Here is a 19,032-nt window from a genome sequence, read left to right on the forward strand (position 1 = left end):
CCGGTAATCTAACAAAAGGCTTCGATCACTGCGCCGCGCCTTCACAAAACGCCGCAAACTTTAAAACCAACTCCTCTATCAGATCCTCTTCATTACGGAACCGGCCGCTAAGTGCAAATGCGGCCTTTTCCGCTTTATCAAGGACTACAGTCGCTTTTTCAAGCAGTATTTCGCCTGTCCGCGAATCAGTTTCGTAATTTCCGACGAGCCGGTAGCTGGCCATATAGTCGCGGTCGGGCATGTAGTAAAACGGCGATTGGTCAGGAGATGACCGGCTTAGTATCCTGTTTACCTTTGTCTGCAGATCCAGCGGATCAATCAGCCGGGAATTGAGCAAGGTAACCGGCCCGGCAAGGGGCTTCGGAGCGTTGAACGGGATTTTAGAGAGACTGACCTGATCCGGAAATTGCGCAATTGCGACCGGTACTATGTCTCCCCTGGAAAAAATCCGGGGCACCTGCGGTTCCAGGTAGGAGCCGCCTGCCCGCGAGCGCTCCTCCATATATTTCTCGACACCCTCCTTGGCATAGTCCATCCATTTTAGCGCGGTCAGGATACCGTCATCCAAAGACGGCCCCCGCATTCCTTCGAGAAGAAAGTGGGTAAGCAATCCCTGTCCGAATTCGGAAGACTCCCAACTCTTTTGCGACGAAGAAGAACTTGCCAGGATAAAGGCGGCACTCTGATCGAACATCCGCTCAAACGCCCGGATAGAGTTTGACCGCTGCCCCCGCGCTACCATCCTGTCAATCACCTGCCCCGAGTAGCAGGCGTCAAGTATCAGCAACTGTTTCCCGCACCTTGAATTCACGAACGTACGCAGGATATCTTCATCGGTGATGGCTTCATCCGGGCCATACCTTCCGGCAAATCCTTTTGCATCGGACGAGAGGAAATAAAAAGGCCCTGAATTTTCCGAGGATTGGCCATGACCGGCAAAATAAAGCATCATCACATCATCTCTGCCGGCGTGTTTCGAAATATGCTGAAGCACACGACGGATATTGGCCGCAGTAGGCCGGAGTGAATCTGCTTTCTGATTCGTGGTCAGGCGGTAAAGGTTGACACGGTTTTCAAAAAGAATCCTTCCGCCGGCATCCAGCGCTTGGTAGATGTCCTCAGCATCCCGGGCGGCAAAATTAAGGGAAAGCGCTGGATCAGCGCAGTCTGAAACCCCTACGGTCAATGCCCAGAGCCGCGGCTGCGGAAACGCGTCTTTTTTGTCGGGTACAACGCCTGATTTCGGGACGATCCGCGGCGGCAGATCAACCGATGACTTTTCACTGGCGACTTCCCCGCTCCTGTTAAAAGCCCTCACCTCCACGCGGTTCCCACGGGCCGGGTCAAACCCGGGGTATCTCGCCGGGTCCACCACAAACGCTATTTCCATCTCGGAAAAACGTCCGGGTTCCTTTCTTCCATCCGGGATCACCTGCTTGCCATTCAGATAAACATTTACCCGTCCGATCCCGCCCCCTCCGTTCCTGACCAGAACCGTTACTTTCCCCGCATCCGGTTTCAGGTCTACAACGGGGCTGCGGCCTGACTGACGAATACGCCGGCCCGCTTCGGATGCAATTTTACCGAAGGAAGTCCCCTCCGAGAAAAAAGCGGTGAGCAGATCGGGCCGATAAAAGGTTTCGCTCAACCGACGGGGAGAAATCGCACTTTCTCCTACCTTAAAAAGCCCGAGTGCATCAATTCCCCCACCGGTTGCATCAAAAAGCATAGAACCGCTCTCATAAACAAAATAGTCCTTATTTTCACCTGCTTTCGTAGTAATTTTCAGGGTCATGCCATTCTTGCTCAGCGATAACTCCCCGGCAATAATTGTCGCCACGAGTTTCCGCGCTTTGTCCATAATGAAAGTATAGGCGGGCGATATCCTCGCTCTGGGGTAAGTCCGGAGTATTTCCCTGGTTTCGTAATCCACCACATCCACCGAGCGTTCGGCGCCTATTTCAAGCATACGACCGTCGTCGGAGAACCGTAGGGAAGTAACGGGCTGGCCTGCTTCCATGAATACGCCGCGATAAATACCTTCCCTGACGTCAAAGTATTTGATAAACCCGTCTTCCGTCCCCAGGAAGAGAAATCGTTCGTCAGGAGAAAGACACACCGACCGGTATACGTCGCTTACACCGCCACCTATCCTGAGCTGAGCGCCCGTCTGCAAATCATATTCAAAAACTTCCGAAACCCTGGCCAGGAGAATACGACCGGGCTTCCCGGCCGGTCCGGCTCCCGAAACAGACTTCCCAGGTACGTATTTCGGAACGGGGTCGAGGGTCTTCAGGTCAAACGCCCTGGTACCTTTGTGCAGCACACCCGGGAGCACAAGCCACTCTTCATCGGCTACAAACGGAAGGTCCGGATCCCAGGTCTCCGCCTTGAACTGAACCGGCAGGAGCTTCCTGCCCGTCAGGTCCCACATAAAGGCGCTCCCGCCTGTTATGCCGATCAGTTGTTCGGCTTTACGGGTCAATATGATCCTTCGTATTCCATCAGCAGGGAGCCAGTATACAATTTTCCCCGTGGCGATTTCCATACATTCTATCATTTTCCTTTCTTCCAGGAAATGGAAAAGGTAGCGCCCGTCAGGGGAAATATCCATTGCCCGGTGAACAGGTATGGCGCGCCTGCCCAGCGTCTTCCCGTCAAACAGATCGACGATTTCAGCCAATCCACCGTTGAAATAGACGAAGTAGCGATTATTGGAAGAGACCATGTTATCAAAACCTTCTGCAGAGGAATACTTTGCAACCCGTCGGCCCTCCCCTATATCAAAGATGCGCAACTCATTGAAGCCGAGCACCCCCAGGCGTCGTCCGGGAAGAAAGAAAACCCGGCGGCATCCGTTAAGCGAAACACCGTCCAATCCCTCCGCATTCATCTCTCTTATTACCCGGTTGGTGCCGGTGTCTCTAACCCGGACAACCCCCATGCTACTGACCGTTGCCAAAGCCGCGCCGTCCTCCGACCTCGCGACGGCGACAATTTCTTCACCACCCTGGGAGCTAACCTGCGCATACAGGCGCAACCGCGGTACGAGTGTAACAATCAGCAAGAAGGCCAGCAAGCGGGTTGGTCTCATTATTCAAAAATAACAAACCGAACGCGGAAAAACGTAGCGTCAATCCCGGTCTATTTCCACGTTTTTCAGGCAGCGGCTAAACGTAGCGCCGGTTGTTCCGAGATAGGTTGCGATATACTGGTCGGGGATACGCCGGAAAACCGAAGCAGGCTGCCTTACGTAATGACTGATACGCTGCTCCACAGAGAGGTATTTAAACATTCTGATCGTCTCACCAAAATTAATAAGCTGATTTTCAAGCAATTCAATCGTCAGTTGTGCCAGGCCGGTGTCGTAGCCTGTCAGCTCACGGTACAATTCATAAGTAATCGAATAAACGATGCAATCCTCGAGGGTTTCCAGGATTTCTTCCGACGGCTGCTGCCTGAAAAAGCTGGCGGCGATACAGACAGCCTCCCCATCTGAAGCCATAAGCGAGGTGACGTCTTCTTCTCCCCTCGTATAATAGGCCCGCATGACGCCCTTCTGGATAAAATACATTTTCCCGCTCACCTCCCCATGGGCCACCAGCACCCTACTTTTGGCAATTTTGTAGGGCTGGAACGCCCCCAGGAGCTTCTCTCTCTCCGAAGCCGGTATACTGCGGTCAATTGCCTCCAGAATACGCACCAGTGGTTTTGTCAGGCTCATCCTGATGAGATTTAATTATGGATATGACCTCCTGAATTTTTCCCCCGGTCCCGGTAGCCAGGGACGGTCGACCAGCCAGCGGATTTTCCATATTTGTCGGCCAACAAGAAAATATTTTGTCTCAGGACAAATCAAATCCTTGCTATAGCACAATATAGGAAATTATATAATATCCTGAATTTGGCATCGTGGTTTTTGAATCTCCATTGCCCCTGGTTTCTACCTGTATTGTTTCTGATCCTGTAAAATAACCCGGTCAATTTGATGAAAAGGTTCTTTCTTACCCCTGCGATCTACCTGCTGCTCTTTACGGACGGTTACGGGCAGCATGGCGATTACCGGCATGATGTCCAGCTCAGCGCCGGCCTTCAGACCTCGGAGCACGCCCTTTTTGAAGGTTATGCCAACCTGGTTTTAATGTTTTTCCTGCGAGAAACCATAACGCCCTTACAGCGAAGCAATGGCTTGTACGGCACTTATCGCTACAGGGTAACGCACAGAATATCAGCCGGACTCACGGCCGGCACGACCTTTCTCAACACGCGGGAACCACTTTTTAACGACTCCGGTAAAACCGGCGGCAGGTACCACTATACTTCCCCTATGATTGCGGTAGAAGCGCAATTTCACTACATCGACAAGCCGAATTGGAGTTTTTACGGTATAGCCGGGGCGGGAGTGGGAAGGACTTTCGAGAGATACGCCAACGGGGCTAGCGGTTCAATAGAAAAGATAAGGCATCCTTTGCTAACCATTCATTTTACCCCCATCGGGGTACGTTACGGAAAAACGACGGGGATCTTTGCCGAGCTCGGCTACGGCTACAGGGGCATTCTAAACACCGGCATCAGCATACGGTTCAAATAAGCTGTATCAGAGATCTTTTGCCGGAATGAGTGTCCCCGCCAGGAACTGCGCGTACCAGCGGATGAGATAGTCGTTGGGATGGTTGATATTGTTGCCCGTAAGGTCCTGGTAACTCTTGTGCTGCAAGAGTTCATCGTGCACCGCGGTTATGTCAACCAGGGTACACCCGGGGCCGGTCAGCTCCTGTAAAAGCGGCTTGAAGTCGCGCTGAGTGCCTGTAAACTTAGATTCGGGATTGGGCAGCATGGTGCTTACCAGGATAAACTCCACCTTCGGATTTACCGCCCGGGTCTGCTTCATAATCGCTGCAATGTGTTGTTTGAATTCCTCCGGCGGCATTTTCCCCGTACCGTCATTCATGCCGAAAGCGATTACGACCAGGTCAGGGTGCCGCGCAGCCACCGCCTCTATTGCCGTTTCTTCGCCCCAACGTGAATTTTTGCCCCCGACAGCAGTATTGGTGAACCGGATGTCTGTCTTGAAGTACGCTTTTAGCCGGTTGACAAACAAAACTCCCCAGCTGGGTAAATAGGGGGCCACATCCGACTGCGCACTGGCGTTTGCACCTGCCGCAATACTGTCTCCGAACAAAAGAATATGCAGATCCTTTTTCTTTCTCAGCTTGTCGAGCGTACCCGACAGCACATCGCCTGCGTACCGGGGCAGCGGCCCATTCCACTGGCCCTTTTTATGCCGGTAAGTTACAGCCAATTGCTTTTCATGAAAAAAGGAACCCTCATGATGCAGGATATAACCGCCGTGAATTCCCTGGAAGCGTCCAGAATCAGGTGCCAGCTCACGGTCGGTCATGCTCACAGCGGCCGATCCCGGCAACAGAATCAATTTCCCGTCCTCATACTTCCAATCCTTTCCCTTTTTGTAGGTGGTCTTGAGCCCGGAATCGCTTACACGCAAAATTCTTTTGGGTTTAAATAGCAGGCTTGCTTCGGCCGGCCTTCCCTCCTTTGAAATCATCAGGACCGATTCATTGGTAACCTTTTTTCCCTTCCAGAAAGGGGTCATCGGGCCTTCCTGTGCAAAAGACGGGACCATGCCCGCCCAACAGGTGAGCACAACAATGCGGGCGAGGGTCAGTACTTCCTTCCTCATGGACAAGTGTTTAGTAGGCGGGTTAGCCCCGGGTCAGGATTTCAGCTCGGCAAGCACGGTAATGCTGCCGGTTGTAAGGTCGTTCAGGTTGACTTTTATCTCTGCGTCCAGCGGAACATACACATCGACCCGGGAGCCGAATTTGATAAATCCCATTTCGGATGCCTGTCCTACCTGCTGTCCTTCGGACACATACCATTTGATCCGTCGGGCCAATGCACCGGCAATTTGCCTGAAAAGTATTTCCACACCGTTCTGCATCCGGATCACCGTGGTAGTCCGTTCATTTTCCGTACTGGATTTCGGATGCCAGGCCACCAGGTATTTCCCGGGGTGGTACCTGAAATAACTGACAATGCCCGCAACCGGGTTCCAGTTGACGTGCACATTGACCGGCGACATAAAAATACTGATCTGGCGTCGCGGCCCTTTAAAATACTCGGTTTCCACCACTTCTTCAATCACCACTACCTTACCGTCGCATGGCGCGATGACCTGCTTCGGGTTAAGGGTAGGCCGGCGTTTGGGATAGCGAAAAAACTGAACAATAATGAAGAAGAAAACCGCACTTACTACGAGTAGCAGCGTATGCAGCCAGTTCAGTTCAGGTGTCAGATATTCTACACCAAGGTTTAAAAGCAAAAGAAACACCAAAGCAAGCGCAATGGTGCCAAATCCTTCTCTGTGAAGTGTCATATCGTGCGTTCTGTTTAACGTTCCGGCCCCGGACCACGCCCGGACGCCGGTGTTTCGGTATGGGAAACAGTTCGGCGCGCCCCGGTTCGGGACACGCCGGGCCGTTTTATTCGATCACGACGCAATCGCCGTTTTCTACGTCTTCCTCTACTTTCTTGTATTTCACATCTTTTACTACCCGGCCGTCACGGTATTGCACGCTAACTTTCTGGTTCCGGTCGGCGATTTTTATCACTTTAACCGGCGCGGGCCTTGTCGTTGATTCCGTATGCCGGGCATAGGCATCCGGACCGCTTCCGCCACTTTGTGCGGCGTCCTCTTCCTCCTTATTGGTCTGCAATTTAGGCGCCGGTTCGGCCTTCCGCACCGGGGCCTGCGGCATTTCCTGCGGAGCAGCCTGTTCCCTAGGAATATCGGCCTTGATCAGGAAAGAAATCAAATCCACATTCACCTTGCTCAGGAAGCGCTTGAACAATTCGATCGATTCGAATTTGTAAATCAGCAACGGGTCTTTCTGTTCAAAAACGGCATTCTGAACGGATTGCTTCAGGTCATCCATTTCCCGCAGGTGCTCTTTCCATTCCTGGTCAATCAGAGCGAGGACGATCGATTTTTCCATTTCCTCGATCAGGTTCCGCCCTTCCGACTCGATGCACTTCTGCAGGTTTACCACCACGCCCATTTGTTTGATCCCGTCCGAAAAAGGAACCATAATTTCGGTAATGTGCGCACCACGTTCTGCCACAATGTTTTTTAGAATCGGCAATGCACTTTCGGCTATCGCACGGTTCTTCTCCTGGTAATGGGCTTCAGCAGCTTCGTACAACCGCCGTGATTTATCGGCGCTTTTCAGTGTGCCGTACTCCTGGCTTGTAAAAGGTGGTTCGATACCCAGCGTGGTCAGTACAGCCAGTTCGAATTCGGCATAACTGCCTTCAGTGCTGCCGACGATATCATCACAGACATCGTAAAGCGTATTGGCGATATCCACCGCGAGACGTTCACCGAACAACGCATTGCGCCTGCGCCGGTAAATAGCGTCACGCTGGTAGTTCATCACGTCATCGTATTCCAGCAACCGCTTCCTTATTCCGAAGTTGTTCTCCTCTACTTTCTTCTGCGCACGTTCAATAGACTTGGTAATCATGCTGTGCTGGATCACCTCACCTTCTTCCAGCCCCATCCTGTCCATCACTTTTGCCATACGGTCAGAACCGAATAGACGCATCAGGTTATCTTCCAATGATACAAAGAACTGGGATGAACCCGGATCTCCCTGCCGACCGGAACGCCCCCGCAACTGCCGGTCCACCCGACGGCTTTCATGCCGCTCGGTCCCGACGATTGCCAATCCGCCCGCTGCGCGCGATTCCGGTGTCAACTTGATATCGGTTCCACGGCCGGCCATGTTGGTCGCTATGGTTACCGTACCCGGTTTTCCGGCTTCTGTTACCACCTCCGCCTCACGCTGGTGCTGTTTCGCGTTCAATACCTGGTGCGGTATCTTCCGCAACGTCAGCATCCGGCTGATAATCTCCGAGTTTTCCACTGACGTTGTTCCCACCAGCACCGGCCTGCCTTTATGTACCAGGTCAACGATCTCATCTGCAACTGCGTTGTACTTCTCCCTTACCGACCGGTATACTTTATCTTCCTCATCCTTCCGGATAATATTCAGGTTGGTCGGGATAGACACCACATCCAGCTTATAAATCTGCCAGAATTCCCCGGCCTCCGTTTCCGCCGTACCGGTCATCCCGGCCAGCTTGTGGTACATCCGGAAATAGTTCTGCAGGGTAACGGTCGCATACGTCTGAGTCGCATCCTCCACCTTAACGCTTTCCTTTGCCTCGATGGCCTGGTGCAAACCGTCCGAATAACGGCGGCCTTCCATAATACGACCCGTTTGTTCATCAACGATCTTGACCTTCCCGTCCATAATCACATATTCGACATCCTTCTCGAAAAGCGTATATGCCTTAAGGAGCTGGTTGACGGTGTGAATCCTGGCGGTTTTCACGGAAAAGTCACGAATAAGCGCCTCCTTTTTCAGCAACCGCTCCTGGTCATTGAGTTCATTGTCCTTTTCGATTGCATTCAGGTCAACCGAAAGATCCGGCAGGATGAAAAAGTCAGCAGCTTCGGATTCTCCCGTTAAAAAGTCGATGCCTTTTTCAGTAAGCTCAATGCTGTTGTGACGCTCATCAATTGTAAAGTACAGCGGCTCGTCAGCCTGCGGCATCAGTTTCTGATTCTCGGCCAGGTAGATTTTTTCTGTTTCCTGCATGATCGCCTTGATTCCCGGCTCGCTCAGGAACTTGATCAGGGGCTTGTACTTCGGCATACCTCTGAACACCCGGAAAAGCGACAAACCTCCTCCTACCTTGTCCTCGCCGCTGATCTTTCTTTTGGCGTCATTCAAAAGATCCATAGCCAAACGCTTCTGCGCTTCCACGATGCGCCCGATCCGCGGCTTCAATTCCATGAATTCCTGCTGGTCACCACGGGGTACCGGCCCGCTGATAATCAACGGCGTCCTCGCATCATCAATCAGGACGGAGTCAACCTCATCGACCATGGCATAATGATGCTTGCGTTGTACAAGCTCTTCGGTCCCCCGGGCCATGTTATCGCGCAGGTAATCAAACCCGAATTCGTTATTGGTACCGTACGTAATATTGGCGCGGTATGCGTTCCTCCTGGCAGTCGTATTAGGCTGATGGCGGTCTATACAATCAACGGTCAGGCCGTGAAATTCAAACAGCGGCGCATTCCACTCCGAGTCCCTTTTGGCAAGGTAATCGTTAACAGTTACTATATGCACGCCCCGTTCCGCAAGCCCGTTCAGGAATGCCGGGAGCGTCGCTACCAGCGTCTTTCCTTCGCCCGTCGCCATTTCGGCGATTTTCCCCTGGTGAAGAACCACACCACCAATCAGCTGCACATCGTAATGCACCATCTCCCATTTGATGGGGTTGCCCATTACATTCCAGGTCGTATTCCAGCGTGCTTTATCACCCTCAATAACGATGTGGCTCTTTTTGGTGGCCAGCTCGCGGTCGAGGTAATTGGCGGTCACCTCCAGTGATTCATTTTCCTTAAATCGCCTGGCTGTTTCTTTCACAACGGCAAATGCCTCGGGAAGAATCTCGAGCAACACCACTTCCAGTTGTTTGTTCCTCTCCAGCTCCAGCTCATCCACTTTTTTAAAGATGCTTTCCTTGGCGTCTACATCCGACTCCGTAATCGCATCCTGGCGCAGTTGGTCAATCTGGTCGTCAATCCCCTTTAACCGCCCGGCAATCGTTTTTTTCAGATCCTCCGACCGCCCCCTGAGCTCGTCATTCGATAAGCCCTGGAGTTTCTCATATTCGGTCTTCACCAGCCCCACATAAGGCTGCAGCTCTTTGAGATCCCGGTCAGCTTTGGTACCAAATAATTTGGCTATTATTTTAAACATCCTCTATTTTGATTGTATTTCTACTAAACTGATGCACCTGAAATAAGGCGATCGGAAATCGGCTTTCGGAAATCGGTGCGACCTGCGCGGTGCGACCTGCGCGGCCCGACCTGATGCTATCCGACTACTAAACGCCATTCCATCTAAACAAGTGACTTGTCATATAAATTCCGTTATTGAAGGGCATCTTTCGCGCACAAAGTTAAAGGAATCTGGAAGGCAATTAATATGAACCTTAAATAATATTGACTGCTGCCCTGCACCCGGGCAAATCGCAGACAGCCGAAAAATTTCAGGTAACAGACGAATGAATGGTCACCAGGATCGTCTCGAGACGATTATCCTGTGCTGCGTCAACCCTGAAGGAATACGGCGGGAGGTCGATTACTTCGCCCACTTCCGGGATATCCTCGTACAGTGAAATAATGAGGCCGCCCAGCGTATCATAATCCCCTTCCGGCAGATCCCAATTGTATTTTTCATTCAGGTAATCAATTTCATGCCGGGCGCTCAACAGGTAACGCTGGTCGTCAAGCTTCCGCTCCACCCAGTCCTCTGTGAAGTCGTATTCATCCTGGATTTCCCCGAAAATCTGTTCAATAATGTCCTCTATACTGACCAGGCCGGCGGTACCGCCGAACTCGTCTACGACAACCGCCAGGTTTTTGCGTTCTTCCAGGAAACGGATCATCAGGTCAGAAGCAGGCATGGCTTCCGGTACGGTGAGGATAGGCGATACAATCTGCTGGATCTCTTTCGGCTTTTTAAACATGGAAAGCATATGGCAATACCCTTGAATATTGTCTACCGAGCCCCGGTACACCACAATTTTCGAGTGGCCGCTATTCACAAAGGCCTCTCTCAGCTCATCCACCGAGGCGTCAATATCGATCCCCGAAATTTCCGTCCTCGGGATCATACAATCGCGGAGCCTCACTTCCTTGAACTCGATGGCATTTTTGATCATTTGCTCATCCACGCCCTTTTCCTCATCCGGTATTTTCTCCTCAATTTCCCCTTCTTCCTTGTGCGGAGCACGGCTATCGTCCTGGGTAAGGAAAGGCTCTGCCAACCAGTAAATCGGGGTGGTCAGCCATTCGCCGAAGCGAACCGGAAAACTCTTCACCTCCACAACGGAGGGGTAAGCCCTCCCTATTCCCATCCAAAAAGACATGCCGAGTACCCAAAGCACAATCGCGGCCAGCAACAGCGCCGGTATCCGGCCCCCGGCGGCTTCGCCCATCCACTGCACCCACAATTCAGTACCGAACGGCACCAGGAAAAAACATCCCATGGCGGCTGTCAGGAAGCGCATCATTCTTACTTTACGGCGCCATTCAAGAACAAATGCGCTTCTGTTTTCTTCGTCTACCCTGATGTTGACCCAGTCGAAAGAAAAATCCAGGGAAATTGCCCGCACCGCTCCATAGTAGCCTGCTGCAACGAAAAACACCAAACTCAAAATACCAAATAAAAGCATCTACTTTCCTTTTTTTGATGAAGGTTTTCCCGTTTTAACGCCGCTCTCCCCACGACTTTCCTGCTGCCGGCTTTCCCCGGCTGCCCGCCCTTTCAAATTCAGCAACTGGTACCAAAGCAGGCAAACCAAAAGCAGGAGAAGCAACCAATAGCTGTCGGCCAGCGAGGTCCGCCGGAACTCCATGATCCAGATAATCAAAAAACCAAGCGAGAGAAAAAGAAGAAGGTTCTTCCAGCCTCCGGATAATGTTTTTTTGGAACTCATCTCTTAATAAATAAGCTCAAATTTAAACAGGTTACACGAATAAACCCCCAAAATAATTAACTTGCGTGTGTTAAATACGGCAGCCAGCCTGCCATCTATTGAAAGCCAAAAAACCATCTATTCTCAAAACATTGCAGATATGAGCGATAGTACCCCACGCTTCCAACCCGGAGTTGTAACTGGACAAGCCGTCAGCGACATTTTCCGTCATGCCAACGAAAACAATTACGCATTACCGGCCGTGAATGTGGTCGGAAGTGATTCCGTAAATGGTGTTCTTGAAGCAGCGAAAGCTGTTAACAGCCCCGTAATTGTTCAGTTTTCTAATGGAGGCGCAATTTTTTACGCGGGAAAAAGCCTTTCCAATGCCAATCAGGCGGCCGCAATCGCCGGTTCCGTTTCCGGTGCCCTACATGTGCACCATATGGCAAAGGCCTACGGCGTTCCCGTAATTCTTCATACCGACCACTGTGCCAAGAAATTGCTTCCCTGGATTGACGGCCTCCTGGATGCGGGAGAACGTTATTTCGACCAACACGGGATCCCTTTGTACAGCTCGCACATGCTTGATCTGTCGGAAGAATCCCTGGATGAAAATATCGAGACCTGCGCCAAATACTTTGAGCGGATGAGCAAAATCGGCATGACGCTTGAAATTGAACTGGGAGTGACCGGCGGTGAAGAAGATGGAGTCGACAACACCGATGTTGACAGTTCCAAGCTGTACACCCAACCCTCGGAGGTTGCATTTGCCTACGAAGAACTCAGCAAAATCTCCCCGAACTTTACCATCGCAGCAGCATTCGGGAATGTGCACGGCGTATACAAACCCGGGAACGTAAAGCTTTCCCCCATCATCCTTAAAAATTCGCAGGACTATATCCGGCAGCACTTCCAGACAGGGCCGCTTCCTGTGAATTTTGTATTCCACGGCGGATCAGGTTCTACCCGTCAAGAAATAAGGGAAGCCATTGAATACGGTGCTATCAAAATGAATATTGATACCGATATCCAATGGGCCACCTGGGAAGGTGTCCTGAATTATTACAAGGCCAAGGAAGGCTACTTGCAGGGGCAGCTGGGAAACCCTGAAGGCAGCGACTCGCCTAACAAAAAATACTACGACCCGCGCGTTTGGCTCCGTAAAGGACAAGAAAGCCAGGTAGCCCGGCTCAAACTGGCATTTGAAGACCTGAACTGCATTAACCGGCTCGCCTGATGCCGCACAATCCATAAAAAAAAGGAGGTGAAGAGCCTCCTTTTTTATGCCTTTATCTCGTTTGCCGCCGTCAACCCTGTTTACCTCTCTATTTCCACTTTGCTGCGATATCCTTTTTGCTGCTCGTTGAAGGGCACTTCTATCCGCAGGCACTTTTCCGAATGTTCATAAGAAGCCGATACCCGCTCATAGTCTCCGTCTGCAGGGATAGAAAAATTCCCCACTACCCGGGCATGTAGTTGCTCGTCATCTCCACCTTGCTGATACAACGGGAACATGTAATACACCAATACCCTGTTCTGAACGACCTCGACGGATAGCTTTTCCACTTCTACCCCCGGAACCCTGACGAAAAACTCGTAGCCATTCTCTGCCTGTTCAAGCCAGTTCGATATTTCACTGCTACCACCGTTCAGGGAATTAGAGAGATCAATCCCCTTTAATATCTCGGGGGCTATTTTTACTTGCGCTCCTTTTCTCATTATACAATGGATTTAAGATTATAATCAGGATAACTGCAAACAATGTTCCGCAAGCCGAATACTGCCATATCGACACATACACCCACGCTTACACCGACAAAATACAGACACATTGGCACACATTTCGCTTTCAGGCCTGGCCGATCGCTAATCACGCGGTATGCGTCCTTCATAACCGCTAATTTTCGCTATTTTTGTAAGCTGAATCCGAACGGCTACTGTCGTTCGGTGTATTTCAACCATCAATATATATTCGAATCGATTATGGCACTTAAAGCGGAAATGGTCACTGAAAAAGGCACGATGTGGATCGAGTTCTATGAGGACGATGCGCCGATTGCAGTGAAAAACTTTACCGATCTATCCCGGAAAGGATTTTACGACGGACTTACTTTTCACCGGGTAATCCCTGACTTCGTCATCCAGGGCGGTTGCCCGGAAGGAACCGGACGCGGCGGCCCCGGCTATCAGATTCCGTGTGAGCTCACCGGGAACAATCAATTCCACGACCGCGGGGTTCTCTCTATGGCGCATGCCGGGAGAAATACGGGTGGGTCACAGTTTTTCATCTGTCACAGCAGGAAAAACACCGCTCACCTGGATAGAAACCATACTTGTTTCGGAAAGGTAGTGGAAGGGCTTGACGTAATAGACGCCATTCGTCAAGGTGACAAGATTGAGAAGATTGTCATTCATGAAGATGCGGTAGCTTAGTATAAGCCGCAAATTCACAAATAAAAAAGGCTTATTCGGGTGCCTGCCGGAGGGTTATTCCCTCCGGTTACCTTTTCAGGTAGTAAAGAAGACCGTCCTCTGCCCCTAACAGCAAATCGGGAGCACCTTCCCCATCCCAGTCAACGGGCGTCGGACTGGTATCGTGTCCTGCAAGCTTGAGCGCGGATACATCACCCCGGTGCAGGAAAGTTACCTTACCTCCCTTTTTCCCTACCTGCTCATACCATTCAGCGTTTTTCCCGTCAATTACCAGGTCCAGGTCGCCGTCGCGGTCCCAATCCATCAGGGTAAATTTACGGCGGCCGCTTCCGCCCGCATTTTTTTGGTTCAGCCGCAGCGGTGTACCATCCTCCAGGCAGAAGATACGGTTTCCTGGCCTGAGCGGGTGTTCTGATCCTTTTTTGAAACGCTCGAAAAAGGCCAGGTAACCTTCGTGATCCAGCATCACCAGGTCCGTCAGGCCATCCTTGTTCCAGTCTACTGCAAAGGGGGTGGTGCGCCATTGCGTGGACAGTTCTGCAGGCCCGGGGACCCACCAGTTCCAGGCAGGTTTCGGAGCCGGTCCCTTCCAGTCTACCTGGACCGGAGCTGCGGATGCCAGCCTCGGTGCACCTTTCGTACCTGTGTTTTTATACCATTGTACTTTTCCCCAGATCGAGTTAACGATCAGATCCTTCAGGCCGTCTCCGTCCCAGTCCGCTACCGAAAGTGTAGTATAGCCCCATTTGGCCTCGGCCGGTCCCTGGATAGAGCCATTCTGCCCGGCCTGGATGCGGATCACCTTTCCATCGGCTTCCAGGTAGCGCGGCGGTGCAAAATCCGGTACTCCTTTCCCGCCGCGGTTCTCGATAAAGCCGATATACCCGGCAGAATTCCCGATCACAATATCCTGGTCGCCGTCATCGTCCCAGTCCACCGAAAAGGGAGTGGGCAGTGCCCCGAACTTGATGAAACCCGCTTTTTGCTGAAAATACCGCGGGGAGTCAAACACCGGCGCCCCGTCTTCCATCCTACCTGTATTTTTAACATAGGCTACCCTGCCGTCTTCGTCACCGACGACCAGGTCGGTGTGCCCGTCGCCATTCCAGTCTACCGCCACCGGAATAATCATTTCAAGGTCCATACGGATGATGCCGGATGCATTCCGGAGCTTCTTCCCCTTTGCGTACTCGGGCGTGGTCCGGGTGCCTGTGTTTTCAAAATAGGTAAATGAATCCAGGAATTCCCCGCAGATAATATCCAGGTCGCCATCCCGGTCAAAGTCGGCAAATTGCGGGGACGGGGCGCCGTATACATCCAGGATCTCGCCGCCTGCCTTCACGCGTCCGCGGTTGGTATAGCCGCCGTTTACATTTTCAAACAGGTACACATACCCGTGAAGCGGCCCGTTGGTCCAGTTGCCGTTCTTGTCGAAAGCATTGTCCCAACCATACTGGGTCCAGTCATCGACGCCGACCACCACATCCTGGTCGCCGTCGCCATCATAGTCCACATAAGTATACTGCGTAAACCGCGGCTTTTTCTTAAAATCAGTCATCAACGAATCCGGCGGGAAAATAAGGCGCCGGTAAGAGTTGGCGCCACTCCGGAAATCCACCAGCTCATAACCGCGGTCGATCACCCTGGGAGCCCCTTTTACGTAGGAAATCTGGGGGTTTCGGATGTATTCGCCGACACGCACCGGCGCTTCGAAAACCGGGAACTCCCCGCCCGACTTGTTTTCAAAAAAATATACCCCGCGAAATGGGACGTCCGGGCAGGATACTACCAGGTCCATGTCTCCGTCCTGGTCATAATCCATCGGAAGCGGCCACGCCCATAACCCTACCCCCAAATCCGTAACAAGACGCTTGTCCTGGTAACTGACGCGTGAAAACTCTGCAGATTGACCGGTTGCTACCGAACCTCCTACCCCGAAAAAAAAAGCTAAAGTGAACTGAATGTGCCGCATCATAGAAAGTCAAAGAGTTTAGGAAGCTTCGCGTATACCGCGTAAATCGATTCAGACGCCTAAAATAAGACACTTTCAAGATTATTCAACCATTTTTACCTCAATCGGATTTATTACCTTTAGCCGGAAATCAAATCATAAAGAGACCTATGAAACTGGTATACGCTGCCATTTTTACCCTTTTACAGATAAGCTGCTTCGCGCAAAACAGTACGCTTCAGGAAAGTCTGAGCCTTACCAGCAAAATACTGGGCAAGGAGGTCAGGTACAGTATCTATCTGCCTGCGGGCTACAATGATACCAACCGCAGCTATCCGGTTTTGTACCTGCTACATGGCTATACCGACGACGAAACCGGATGGACGCAGTTCGGCGACGTACAGCGCATTGCCGACCAGACTTTCGCAAACGGAGAGGCGCCGCCTGCCATTATTGTCATGCCTGACGGAGGTGTATCTTTTTACATCAATTCTCATGACGGAAAGGTTCGCTACGAGGATTTCTTCATTAACGAATTTATTCCTGAGATCGAAAACCGGTACCGGATCCGGAAAAAGAAAGAGTTCAGAGCTGTTGCCGGCCTGTCTATGGGCGGTTACGGGTCGCTGATTTTCAGCTTGAAGCACCCTGAACTGTTCGCCGCAGCCGCGCCCCTGAGTGCAGCCGTATGGACTGACCAGGAAATTCTTGATGTGCCGAACGACCGGTGGGACGGTTTCATGGGTGTTTTCCTGCAAAAAGGGCTAAAAGGCAAAGACCGGCTGAACCAACACTGGCAATCCAACTCTCCGTTGAAAATTGTAGAAACCGCACCGGTCGAAAAACTTAAATCGGTACGTTACTATATTGACTGCGGCGATGAAGACTTCCTGATTAAAGGCAACATGGCCCTGCATGCCGCGATGATCGACAAAGGAGTACCGCATGAATTCAGGGTACGCGACGGAGTCCACAGCTGGCCTTACTGGAGAGCCGCGCTACCGGAGGTGTTAAAATTTATAGGCAAAAGTTTCGGGCGCTAGATCTCACAATTATCCGGGCTGGTGAAAGAGCGGGTTATTATTCTGACCATTTTCCTGATTACGGGATGCTGTGTAATCACTACGGCGCAAACCCGGTTATCAAGGGAAGAAAATTTGTTCCGTACCTACTTCGATAGCGCGCCAAGGCCCGCTATGGATAGTAATCCCAGCCGGTACCATTTCGCGGGAGCAGACCTGGCGAAATTCAAAAAAGATTCTGTAAGCCTTTCCCGGGGCATCGCGTTATTAAAAATGGGGAAGCCGGCCGCCGCCCTTCCCCATTTCCAACGTTCCGTTGAGAACATGAAAAATTATGTTTCAAATGCCTCGGAATGGTACCTAGCGCTTACCTTTCTCAAACTAAAAAAAACCGAGCAGGCCGCCTACCTGTTTCATAAAGTTGCGGAAACAGAAATTCACCCTTACCAGAACGAAGCTGAGGTCATCTATCAGCGGCTCACCAGGCCCGGCAAACGCTAGCCTCACTGGTGCTGCGGCCTCAGCAGGTCATTTACGGTTTTCACCGGGTTAAAGGTAATCAGGGGCACCTCTACAAAAACAGTGTTCCAATCAGACATAGAACCGTTCCACAAACCTGGAAGCTCCTGTGCTTTCAGCTCCTTTCCATCCTTGGATTTGGACGAGATAAAACCCGTCTTGGGGTCACGGAAATCGTCGAGCTGAAAAGTATTGCCTTTAGCATCTTTGATCGCTACAACCAGATCTACCGGGTTAAAGTGAGTAGCCGTCACCCAGATAGCTTTCTGCTTTTCATCATTCAGGTCTACCTGCGCAGACTCCACAACCTGCAGAGAAGTACTCCCGTCTGCGTTCTTCGCCCAGAACGGCCCGCCACCCGGCTCGCCTTCGTTTTTCACCATTCCACAAACCCGGATCGGCCGGTTGAGCTTGGTGCGGAAATAGTCGGCCTTGATTTCGGCGGACCAATCACCAAACCCTTCGGGAGGAATGGTCCCCAGCTCCTCCCGGTAAAACTCTTCCAGCTCTTCGAGAAGAAATGGCGTTGCTCCCTCCTCCAATTGCTTTTGATAGGCAAAAATGCGGTGTTGAAACTCGATTAACACCGCCGCTATTACTTTTTTATACTGGACCGTAACAGGTTTGAGGCTGTCAGGAACTACGTTATCAATATTTTTTATAAAAATAAGGTCAGCGTCAAGCTCTGCGAGATTGGCAAGCAAAGCCCCATGCCCTGCCGGGCGGAAAAGCAAACTGTTGTTTCCTTCTCGGAAAGGCGTATTGTCCGGGTTGACGGAAATCGTATCAGTCGCCGGATGTTGCTCCGAAAAGGAGACATAAAACTTGGTTTCGAATGCGCTTTCGTAAAAAGGCAAACGTTCTACCACCAACTTTTCAAACTTATCACGGTGTTCGGGAGAAACCGTAAAATGAAGCACCGCAGTACCACCTGAGCGTGCGTATTGAACGGCCTCGACCAAATGCTCCTCCAGCGGGGTTCTCGACACGGGCTCAGACCGGTGAAACTCCAGCAAACCTTTCGGCAGGCTGCCGTATCCTAATCCTTTATCAGTCAGGTAGTATTCGGCGATCTGTTTACGATCGGCTTTTTTTATATCGATACCATCGATCAGAAGCAACCGTTTGAGCGATCTGTAAAACGCGAAGTCTTCAAGTTTTTCAAAAAACTCCTCTACGGAACTATCAGTCTTCCCGCTTTCCAGAAAAGAGAAAAGAGATTTAAACATCCGCGAAGCAGCACCCGAAGCGGGTACAAACTTGAGCACGCTCAGGCCCATGTCCGCGACATACTCATCGTAAAGTGCCGCTTTCCGATCCGCTTCCTCCTCAGTCAGGCTTACGATTCCGTCGCCGATGCGGGCCGCTTTTTCAAGCTTGAGAAAGGGGAACCCTTCCGCAAAATATCTCATTTGCGACGTCACCACTTCTACTTCGCTTCCTCTGTCGGCTATTTGTTTAAGGTCATTATCGTTAAACATAATGGTCTTCATATGGGGTTATTTACAAGAACCAGTAATCCGG

15 protein-coding genes are annotated in these 19,032 nt (G+C 51.3%); 5 read left to right on the top strand and 10 right to left on the bottom strand.

What is annotated here, in order from left to right:
• Positions 1 to 25: 25 nt before the first annotated feature.
• Together ABD852_RS13385 and ABD852_RS13390 are read right to left on the bottom strand one after the other, a co-directional pair.
• Positions 26 to 3,094, bottom strand: coding sequence for a caspase family protein (locus ABD852_RS13385; protein ID WP_345029688.1), 3,069 nt, complete (start codon positions 3,092 to 3,094; stop codon positions 26 to 28).
• Between the two features lie 39 nt (positions 3,095 to 3,133).
• Complete coding sequence (locus ABD852_RS13390; RefSeq protein WP_345029690.1) at positions 3,134 to 3,724, bottom strand: Crp/Fnr family transcriptional regulator; 591 nt, start codon at positions 3,722 to 3,724, stop codon at positions 3,134 to 3,136.
• A gap of 264 nt (positions 3,725 to 3,988) precedes the next feature.
• On the opposite strand from ABD852_RS13390, the gene ABD852_RS13395 reads away from it, so the two are divergent.
• Positions 3,989 to 4,591, top strand: coding sequence for a hypothetical protein (locus tag ABD852_RS13395; RefSeq protein WP_345029692.1), 603 nt, complete (start codon positions 3,989 to 3,991; stop codon positions 4,589 to 4,591).
• A 6-nt stretch (positions 4,592 to 4,597) separates the two neighbouring features.
• On the opposite strand, the gene ABD852_RS13400 is transcribed toward ABD852_RS13395, so the two are convergent.
• From ABD852_RS13400 to ABD852_RS13420, 5 genes are all read right to left on the bottom strand, one after another.
• Positions 4,598 to 5,701 carry an SGNH/GDSL hydrolase family protein gene (locus ABD852_RS13400; protein WP_345029693.1) on the bottom strand — a complete coding sequence of 368 codons (1,104 nt, stop codon included), beginning with the start codon at positions 5,699 to 5,701 and terminating at the stop codon, positions 4,598 to 4,600.
• 33 nt (positions 5,702 to 5,734) lie between these two features.
• Complete coding sequence (locus tag ABD852_RS13405) at positions 5,735 to 6,397, bottom strand: phosphatidylserine decarboxylase family protein (RefSeq protein ID WP_345029696.1); 663 nt, start codon at positions 6,395 to 6,397, stop codon at positions 5,735 to 5,737.
• A gap of 106 nt (positions 6,398 to 6,503) precedes the next feature.
• The gene (secA, locus tag ABD852_RS13410) at positions 6,504 to 9,857 is read right to left on the bottom strand and encodes a preprotein translocase subunit SecA (RefSeq protein ID WP_345029698.1); all 3,354 of its coding nucleotides are present in this window, start codon (positions 9,855 to 9,857) and stop codon (positions 6,504 to 6,506) included.
• Between the two features lie 292 nt (positions 9,858 to 10,149).
• Positions 10,150 to 11,337, bottom strand: coding sequence for a hemolysin family protein (locus ABD852_RS13415; protein ID WP_345029702.1), 1,188 nt, complete (start codon positions 11,335 to 11,337; stop codon positions 10,150 to 10,152).
• On the bottom strand, positions 11,338 to 11,601 hold the full coding sequence (locus ABD852_RS13420; protein WP_345029705.1) for a hypothetical protein: 264 nt from the start codon (positions 11,599 to 11,601) through the stop codon (positions 11,338 to 11,340).
• Between the two features lie 139 nt (positions 11,602 to 11,740).
• On the opposite strand from ABD852_RS13420, the gene fbaA reads away from it, so the two are divergent.
• On the top strand, positions 11,741 to 12,820 hold the full coding sequence (gene fbaA / locus ABD852_RS13425; RefSeq protein ID WP_345029709.1) for a class II fructose-bisphosphate aldolase: 1,080 nt from the start codon (positions 11,741 to 11,743) through the stop codon (positions 12,818 to 12,820).
• Positions 12,821 to 12,900: 80 nt separating this feature from the next.
• On the opposite strand, the gene ABD852_RS13430 is transcribed toward fbaA, so the two are convergent.
• Complete coding sequence (locus ABD852_RS13430) at positions 12,901 to 13,302, bottom strand: Hsp20 family protein (RefSeq protein WP_345029712.1); 402 nt, start codon at positions 13,300 to 13,302, stop codon at positions 12,901 to 12,903.
• Between the two features lie 264 nt (positions 13,303 to 13,566).
• On the opposite strand from ABD852_RS13430, the gene ABD852_RS13435 reads away from it, so the two are divergent.
• Complete coding sequence (locus ABD852_RS13435) at positions 13,567 to 14,016, top strand: peptidylprolyl isomerase (RefSeq protein WP_345029713.1); 450 nt, start codon at positions 13,567 to 13,569, stop codon at positions 14,014 to 14,016.
• A gap of 67 nt (positions 14,017 to 14,083) precedes the next feature.
• On the opposite strand, the gene ABD852_RS13440 is transcribed toward ABD852_RS13435, so the two are convergent.
• Positions 14,084 to 15,991 carry an FG-GAP repeat domain-containing protein gene (locus ABD852_RS13440; protein ID WP_345029715.1) on the bottom strand — a complete coding sequence of 636 codons (1,908 nt, stop codon included), beginning with the start codon at positions 15,989 to 15,991 and terminating at the stop codon, positions 14,084 to 14,086.
• Between the two features lie 146 nt (positions 15,992 to 16,137).
• Between ABD852_RS13440 and ABD852_RS13445 the strand changes: the two genes are divergently transcribed.
• Together ABD852_RS13445 and ABD852_RS13450 are read left to right on the top strand one after the other, a co-directional pair.
• Complete coding sequence (locus ABD852_RS13445; protein WP_345029718.1) at positions 16,138 to 17,010, top strand: alpha/beta hydrolase; 873 nt, start codon at positions 16,138 to 16,140, stop codon at positions 17,008 to 17,010.
• Between the two features lie 21 nt (positions 17,011 to 17,031).
• Positions 17,032 to 17,490: a tetratricopeptide repeat protein gene (locus ABD852_RS13450; RefSeq protein WP_345029721.1), complete on the top strand. Its 459-nt coding sequence runs from the start codon at positions 17,032 to 17,034 to the stop codon at positions 17,488 to 17,490.
• Between the two features lie 2 nt (positions 17,491 to 17,492).
• Here ABD852_RS13450 and ABD852_RS13455 read toward each other — a convergent pair whose 3' ends face one another.
• Entirely contained in the window at positions 17,493 to 18,989 is a 1,497-nt protein-coding gene (locus tag ABD852_RS13455; RefSeq protein WP_345030147.1) for a DUF4301 family protein, read from the bottom strand.
• Between the last annotated feature and the right edge of the window lie 43 nt (positions 18,990 to 19,032).

Origin of the sequence: Ravibacter arvi, assembly GCF_039540405.1 — a bacterium.
Taxonomy (GTDB): Bacteria; Bacteroidota; Bacteroidia; order Cytophagales; family Spirosomataceae; genus Ravibacter; species Ravibacter arvi.